We start from the raw sequence: 8210 nt of genomic DNA on the forward strand, positions 1-8210 counted from the left end.
CGGCCGTCGCCGGGGGACGGCCCGCCGTCGGACGCCCGGCCTGCGACGCGACACACGAGGCCGGTCGCCGGGCCACGCGCCTGGAGCGGCCGGGCCGACGCGGCGCGAGCCCTGCCCCCTCGACACGGAGACGGCAAGGGTCGGCCCGCCGGTGCGGGACGCCCAGCGGCGGCCCACGGGTCGGTCGATATGACCAGGAGAAGGAGGCGATGGGCGACGTGCGGGTGACGTTCGGCGTGCTGGGGCCGGTGACGGCCTGGGACGGCGCGGGGGACGCGATCTCCTTGAGGGGGCCGCGCCATCGCGCGGTGCTGGCCCGGCTCGTCGTCGCCCGGCGGCGCGTCGTCCCGGTCGCCCACCTGGTGACGGACCTGTGGGAGGACCCGCCACCGGACGCGGTGGGCGCGCTGCGCACGTTCGTGGCGGCGCTGCGCCGGGCGCTGGAGCCGCAGCGCCCGCCCAGGTCCCCGGCCCGGCTGCTGGTCACCGAGGGTCCGGGGTACGCCTTGCGCGCCGAGCCGGACGCGGTGGACGCCTGGCGCTTCGAACGGGCGGTGACCGCGGCCGGGCCGCCCGAGGACGTGCTCCCCCGGGTCGAGGAGGCGCTGGGATGGTGGCGCGGGCCCGCCTACGCCGACTTCTCCGACGAACCCTGGGCCCGTGCCGAACGCTCCCGGCTCACGGAGCTGCGGCTGCACGCCGTCGAACGCCAGGCCGAGGCCCGCCTGGCCCTGGGGCTGGCCGGGGAGGCGGTCCCCGATCTGGACGCTCACGTCGCCGAACATCCCTGGCGGGAGGAGGGCTGGCGGCTGCTGGCCCTGGCGCTGTACCGTACCGGCCGCCAGGCAGACGCGCTCGCGGTGCTGCGCCGGGCGCGGGAGCTGCTGGTCGAGCACCTGGGCGTGGACCCCGGCCCCGGGCTGAGCCGCCTGGAGGCGGACATCCTCCACCACGCGCCGCACCTCGACCCCGGCCGCCAGGAGCCGGCGGACACGGTGTGGGCGCGAGCTGCCGCCGCCTACGACCGCAGCGTGCCATCGGGTGCGCGCGCCCGGCTGGAGTCGACCGTGGGGCTGATGCGCGATCTCGCCGTGACGGGTGGCGGCGGCTTGCTGGCAGCCCGCCGGCACCGGGTGGCGGCCATCGCCGCGGCCGAGGAACTGGGGGACGTGGAGCTGACGGCCCGCGTCATCGGCGCCTACGACGTACCCGCGATCTGGACCCGCCTCGACGACCCCGACCAGGCAGGCCACGTGATCGCAGCCGCCGAACGCACCCTCGCCGCCCTACCCCCGAGGACCGGGATCACCCCAACCACCCCAATGACCCCAAGCACCGCAACCACCGTCTCACCGGATACTGCCACCGCCCCTCCATCGGGCATGGCCGCTACCCCGGGGGCGCGTGACGCGGTACGAGCCCGCCTCCTGGCCACCATCGCGCTGGAGTCACGCGGTACGAACACGGCACGCGGCCCCGCCGCCGCCCGGGAGGCAGAGTTGCTCGCCCGCCGCCTGGACGACCCGGGCCTGCTGGCATTCGCGCTCAACGGCGTCTTCATGCAGACGTTCCACCGTACGGGCCTGGCACCTCACCGGGACGCCATCGGGGCCGAGCTGATCGCGCTCTCGGCCCGGCACGGCCTGGTCACCTATGAGGTTCTCGGCCATCTCATCCGCCTCCAGGCCCGCAGCGCGCTCGCGGACTTCGCCGGAGCCGACGCCCACGCGGCCGCCGCCGATCATCTGGCCGCGCGGCACGAGCTGCCGCTGGTGGGCGTGTTCACCCGGTGGTATCGGGCGCTGCGCCTCGACGCGACCGGCCAGGCCCCGCCGCAGGAGGTCGAGGCGGCCTACCGATCCGCCGCCGCCCGGCTGGACGGCGCGGGCATGCCCGGCCTGGAGCACGGTCTCCTGCCGCTCGCCCTTCTGTGCCTGCACGTGCGCCACAGTTCATCCGCATCGGCCGGCGACGGCACCGGCTTCGGCCCCTACGAGCCGTGGACACGCCCGCTGGTCCTGATCAGGCTCGGACACCGCCGCGACGCTGCGGCGAAGCTGCGTGACGTGCCCGACCCGCCGCGCGACCTGCTCTTGGAAGCCATGTGGTGCCTGGTCGCGCGGGCCGCCGCGGCCGTCGGCGACAGGCAGACGATGGCGCGCGCCCGCACCGCGCTCGTACCCGCGGCGGCGGAGCTGGCCGGAGCGGGCAGCGGCCTGCTCACCCTGGGCCCGGTCTCCCAGCACCTCGATCTTCTCAGCTGAGGACTCGCCAGACCTCAGGCCCCGGCGGGGGCGTCGTAGACCAGGGTGTACCGCCAGAACAGACGACGCCGGATCCGGGCGCCGGGCAGCTCCTGCGCGGCCGCGGCCCTGATGTCGGCCAGGGTCTCCCGCGCCTCGGCGGTGGGCGCCGTCATATGCAGAGGCGGCACGTCAGCGCGGGCAGGATGCTTGATCAGACCCATGATCGGGTTGGCGACCATGGCCGGCAGGGCGGCGAGCAGATCGGCGGGACCGGCCTCGCGGTAGCAGCCGACGACCACCAGGCGCCCGCCGGGGGCGAGGCAGCCGCGCAGCTCCCGCAACGTGGGCACGAGCGGGAGATGGTGCAGGACGGCGACCAGGGTGACGGCGTCCCACCGCCGCCGCGGATCGCGCCCGGCGAAGTCGGTCTGGACGATGGTGACCACGGGATCACCGGCGAAGCGCTCCGCCGCCACGCGGGCGGTCGCAGGGTCGGGTTCGAGCCCGGTGACGGTGGCGGCGCGGCGGCGGAGCAGGGCGGTGAGGTTGCCCGTGCCACACCCGACGTCAAGGACATGGCAGGCCCCGGACGCGGCCACCTGCCCCGCGACCCAGCCGCCGTAGTGATCGTTGTGGCTCCACGGGTGCCGCCTGTTGAAACGGTCGAGGTGGGACAGCAGCGCCATGGCGACCAACCTTAGCGATCATTCACACCGTCGATGTCATGCTCGGTGACGATCACCCGCGCGCTCCTGGGCCGCTACGGGCGTGCGAGGGCCCTGATCAAGGGAGGTGCTGGATGCGCCGATCCGGTGGAGCGCGTCGGTCTCAACGATGCTGCAGGAAGTAGTCGATCGGCACGGACCGTAGCCGACCCCTTTGCGGTGAACAGGCACAACACCTCGTAAAGTAGATGGTGTGGGCAGGACAATCAGCCCGCACAGGCAGGGCGCACGCAGGCCGGGCACGCCGCAGATCGATTACGCGGCGCTGTTCGCCGCCACGTCGAGCCCGTGCCTGGTCCTGGATCCGGACCTGATGATCGTCGACGCGAACCGTGCCTACCAGCGCGCGACCGGCCGTACCGCCGAGGATCTGATCGGCCGGTACATCTTCGACGCTTTCCCTGACAACCCTCACGACCCCGGTGCCGAGGGGGTGAAGAACTTGCGCGCCTCGCTGCACCGCGTACTGGCCTATCGGGAACCGGACACGATGGTGTTGCAGAAGTACGACATCCCTGTCGCCGACCGCCCCGGAGCGTTCGAGGAGCGCTGGTGGTCCCCGATCAACACCCCTGTTCTGGCGGCGAACGGGACGGTGTCGTGGATCCTCCACCGGGTGGAAGACGTGACCGAGTTCGTCCACTCCTGCTCTTCTCAGCAACCCGCCGTCCGCCCTTCAGCGGGGCGGGAGGAGCTGATGGAGGCCGAGCTCTACGCGCGGGCGCAGGAGTTGCAGCGGCTGAACGAGGAGCTGCGCCGCGCTCACGCCCGTGAACGCCGGGTCGCGCTCGCCCTGCAGGAGGCCATGCTCCACTCCCCGGACCTGGACCTCCACCCCGATATCGCGGTGCGCTACCTGCCCGCTGTCGGAACGCTGAACGTCTGCGGCGACTGGTATGACGTCGTCGATCTGCCGGACGGCTGTTTCGCCGTCGCGGTCGGCGACGTCGTGGGCCAGGGTCTGGAGGCCGCAACGGTCATGGGAATGCTTCGCAGCGCGCTCAGCGCGGCCATCCGCGCGGTCAAGGAGCCGGGCCCGGCGCTGGAGGTGCTCGGTCTGTACGCCCGTTCCCTTGAGGGCGCGCTGGCCACCACGGCGGTCCAGGCCGTGATCGATACCGCGGGCTGCCGCATCACCTACAGCAGCGCCGGGCATCTGCCGCCGGTGCTGCTCCACTCGGACGGCTCCTACGCGCTGCTGGACCAGGCCACCGATCCTCCACTGGGCACCCGCGCCGACCACGTCACCCGCCCCCAGACCGATCTCCCCTACACCGCCGGAGACACCCTCGTCCTGTACACCGACGGTCTCGTGGAGCGCCGTGGGGAGGACATCGATGTCGGCCTGGCGCGTCTGACCGGCGCGCTCGCCCGATGCAGCCGGCTGACCCCCGACTGCCTCGCCGACGTCGCCCTGAGCCGCCTGGGAATCAGCAGCGGCGCCGGCGACGATGTCGCCCTGCTGGTCACCCGTCTGTAAGACCCGTCGGGCGAGCGGCTTAACGGACGAATCGGGGCATAGCGGGTAGCAGAGTCGAACCGGAGCTCTATAGGATCCGCGAAAGCGCTTTCCCGTGCCCGGGATCCACGACACGGACGCCACCCGGGTCAGAGATCTGGAGTGAAGATGCGAATCGCGTCGTTGAGTGGCACTGATCTGTTCGTGGGCTCCGCGTCCGCGCCACGCCAGGTCGTCCGGGTGACCCTGACCGAGGTGCCGGGGCCGGTACGGGTGTGGGTGGAGGGTCCTGCCGTCACCACGCCCGAGCCCGTGACGGTCACCGGTGACGGAGAGGTCGAGGTGGGGGTGCTCATCGCCGCGCCCGCGCCGGAGGGCTCCGTCCACCGGGTCACCGCCGTCGCGGAAGGCGCGGGCGAGCGCCGTACTCTCGACGGGAGCGTCGAGGCGGCGGCCACCGGCTGGACGATGTGGATGGTCTCGCACTTCCACTACGACCCGGTCTGGTGGAACACCCAGGCCGGGTTCACCGAGGTGTGGCACCAGCTACCCGACCTGCCGTGGGTCGGCAAGCTGCGGCCGCCGTTCGTCCGTACCGCCTTCGACCTGGTACGCGCGCACCTGGACGCGGCCAGGCACGACGACGACTACAAGTTCGTCCTGGCCGAGATCGACTACCTCAAACCGTTCTGGGACGTCTTCCCGGAGGAGCGGGAGCAACTGCGGCGCTTCCTGGCCGAGGAGCGGGTCGAACTCGTCGGCGGAACCTACAACGAGCCCAACACCAACTTGACGCACCCCGAGTCGACCATCCGCAACGCGGTCTACGGCATCGGCTATCAGCGGGACGTGCTCGGCGGCGACCCGCGTACCGCCTGGATGCTCGACGTCTTCGGCCACGACCCGGCGTTCCCCGGGCTGATGGCCGACGCGGGGCTGGACTCCGCGTCGTGGGCGCGGGGTCCGTTCCACATGGTCGGAGCCAGGCGGCACACCGGCGACATCACCCGCATGCAGTTCCCCAGCGAGTTCGAGTGGGTCTCGCCGTCCGGGCGCGGGCTGCTCACCAGCTACATGTCCAACCACTACGTCGCCGGCTGGGACGTGGAGCGCAAGGCGACGCTCGAAGAGGCGATGGCTGAGGCGTACAACCAGTTCAGCGAGCTGAAGAAGGTCGCGGCCACGCCCCATGTGCTGCTGCCCGTCGGGCACGACCACAACCTGCCGTCGCGCTGGTGCACCGAGGTGCACCGCGCCTGGGCCGCCCGCTACGTCTGGCCCCGGTTCAGGGTCGGCCTGCCCCGCGAGTTCTTCGCAGCGGTACGCGCCGCCGCCCCGAGGCGCGGGATCACCCCGCAGACCCGGGACATGAACCCGGTCTACACCGGCAAGGACGTCTCGTACATCGACACCAAGCAGGCGCAGCGGGCCGCCGAGGTCGCCGTGCTCGACGCCGAGCGGCTCGCCACCCTGGCCGCGCTGCTGGGCGAGCGCTATCCCAGCGAGGCGCTGGACAAGGCGTGGCGGCTGCTGGCGTACGGCGCCCACCACGACGCGATCACCGGCACCGAGTCCGACCAGGTGTACCTGGACCTGCTCGCGGGCTGGCGGGAGGCGTACGAGCTGGGCGCGGCGGCCCGGGACGGCGCCATCGCGAGCCTCGCCGCCCATGCCGACACCGCCTATCCCGACACCGCCTATCCCGGCACCGACCACGCCGGCACCGACCACGCCGGCACCGGGGGCGCGGGCCGGGCGATCCTCGCCGTCAACACGCTGTCCTGGAACCGCGACGGCGTCACGACCGTGCGGGTCGCGTTCCCCGAACCGGGAACGACCGGCGCGGAGTTGCGCGACGACCGGGGCGAGCCCGTCCCGGCGGCGGCCGAGGGGGTGCTGCGCCACCCGGACGGCACCGTGGCGGAGCTGAGCCTGACGTTCGTCGCCCGTGACGTGCCGTCGCTGGGCTTCCGCGTCTACCACCTGGCCCCCGCGCCCGATCTGCCCGCCGGCTGGGCCGAGGAGCCCGGACCCGCCGCGATCGAGAACGAGACCTTCCTGATCGAAGCCGACGCCGCCCGAGGCGGCGCGCTCAGCCGCGTCCTCGACCGGCGTACCGGCCGGGAACTGCTGCGGCCCGGCGGCCTCGGTGGCGAGCTCTACCTGCAGGACGAGTACGAGACGCATCCGGTCTGGCACGAGGGCCCGTGGCACCTGCTGCCGAAGGGCCCCGGCGTCGGAACCCGCGAACAGGCCACGACCGTACACGTACGGAGGTCTCCGGTCGGTCGCCGGATCGTGGCCGTCACCCGCCTCGCCGACCTGCGGGTCACCCAGGAGACGACCCTGTGGGACGGCATCGGCCGGATCGACTTCCGCACCCACGTGGACGGCTCGATCGGCCGCGACCACCTGCTGAGGGCGCGGTTCGACCTCGACCTGCCCGGCGCGCTGCCGGTCAGCGAGGTCGGCTTCGCCGCGATCGGCCGGTCGTTCGGCTTCCCGAACTCCGACGCGGGGGAGCACCTGTACACGCTGGACAACCCCGCGCACACCTGGGCGGGCCTGTCAGCCACGGCGCGGATCGCCCTGTCGCTCGCGGACGGCCGCCGCGAGAACCACGCGATCGGGGTCGCCGAGGTGGTGGCGTCCGGAGACGGGGACCGCGTCCGCCGCCTGCTCGACCGGCTGGTCGCCTGCGGCGTCACCGCCACGCTCACCCGGCCGGACGGCCCGCGCTACGGCGCGCTCGACGGCGACTCCAACCTGCCCGACGTACGGATCGTGCTCGGCGACGCGAACGCGAACGCCTTCGCCGGGCAGGTCCTCGGCGCCGCGCCGGAGGGCTGCCGGGAGGCACTGGCACGGCACGGGCGCGTGTTCGTGCCCGCCGGCCGCACCCGGCGCGAGTCCTGGGTTCCGGGCGCCGACCTGCGCGGCGTACGGGATCTGCCCGTGCTCATCGTGGCCTTGTCCGCCGTCGACGATGTCATCGACGGCCTCGCCGGCTCGGTGATCGACGTGCCCGTTCCAGCCGGACTGCCCGGCACCGCGGAGCCGGTCGACGACTACTCGGCCGCCGTGGTCAACCGCGGCACGCCCGGTTTCGTGGCCGAGTCCGACGGCACCTGCTACGTCTCGCTGATGCGCTCCTGCGGGGCGTGGCCGAGCGGCGTCTGGATCGACGGCCCAGCCAGGACGGTCCCCGACGGCAGCAGCTTCTCCCTTCAGCACTGGACGCACACCTTCGAGTACAGCCTGGTGGCCGGGGCCGGTGACTGGCGCGCCGCCGGATTCGTGCAGGCCGGGCAGGAGGTCAACCACGCGGTGCTCGCACGTCAGGTGGCCGCCTCGCCGGGTCCGCTGGCCGCCCGGACGAGCCTCGGCGGGGTCGAGCCGTCCAGCGTCGTGCTGACCGCGTTGAAGCCGCGCGGAAACCCGATGGCGGCGGGGCTGTCCGGCGACATCGACCCGGCCGCCGGTGTCACCGTGCGGCTCTACGAGTCGGCCGGGTCCCCCGCGGTGGCGCGCGTACGCCTGCATGGCGGCCTGACCGACGTCGAAGTCGCCACGGTGCTTGAGGCGGCAACCCCCGAGGCGGCGACGCTCGCAGGGACGACGCTCGCAGGGACGACGCTCGCAGGGACGACGCTCGCAGGGACGACGCTCGCAGGGTCGACGCTCGCAGGGTCGACGCTCGCAGGGTCGACGCTCGCAGGGTCGACGCTCGCAGGGTCGACGCTCGCAGGGTCGACGCTCGCAGGGTCGACGCTCGCAGGG

Annotated in this window: 4 protein-coding genes; 3 read left to right on the forward strand and 1 reads right to left on the reverse strand. The window is 73.2% G+C overall.

Features of this window, described 5'->3' with window-relative positions:
- Window positions 1-209 precede the first annotated feature (209 nt).
- Complete coding sequence (locus ACFKCF_RS61280; protein ID WP_394506696.1) at window positions 210-2264, forward strand: BTAD domain-containing putative transcriptional regulator; 2055 nt, start codon at window positions 210-212, stop codon at window positions 2262-2264.
- 14 nt (window positions 2265-2278) lie between these two features.
- Here the strand turns inward: ACFKCF_RS61280 and ACFKCF_RS61285 are convergent, their stop codons facing one another.
- Entirely contained in the window at window positions 2279-2932 is a 654-nt protein-coding gene (locus ACFKCF_RS61285; RefSeq protein ID WP_394506698.1) for a class I SAM-dependent methyltransferase, read from the reverse strand.
- Window positions 2933-3164: 232 nt separating this feature from the next.
- Between ACFKCF_RS61285 and ACFKCF_RS61290 the strand changes: the two genes are divergently transcribed.
- A complete protein-coding gene (locus tag ACFKCF_RS61290) occupies window positions 3165-4451 on the forward strand; it encodes a PP2C family protein-serine/threonine phosphatase (protein ID WP_394506700.1) in 1287 nt (428 codons plus the stop codon).
- Window positions 4452-4613: 162 nt separating this feature from the next.
- On the forward strand, window positions 4614-8210 hold a 3597-nt coding region (locus ACFKCF_RS61295; protein ID WP_394506702.1), incomplete at its 3' end, for a glycoside hydrolase family 38 C-terminal domain-containing protein.

Source organism: Nonomuraea sp. JJY05 (genome assembly GCF_043496855.1).
In the GTDB taxonomy this organism is placed as follows: Bacteria; Actinomycetota; Actinomycetes; order Streptosporangiales; family Streptosporangiaceae; genus Nonomuraea.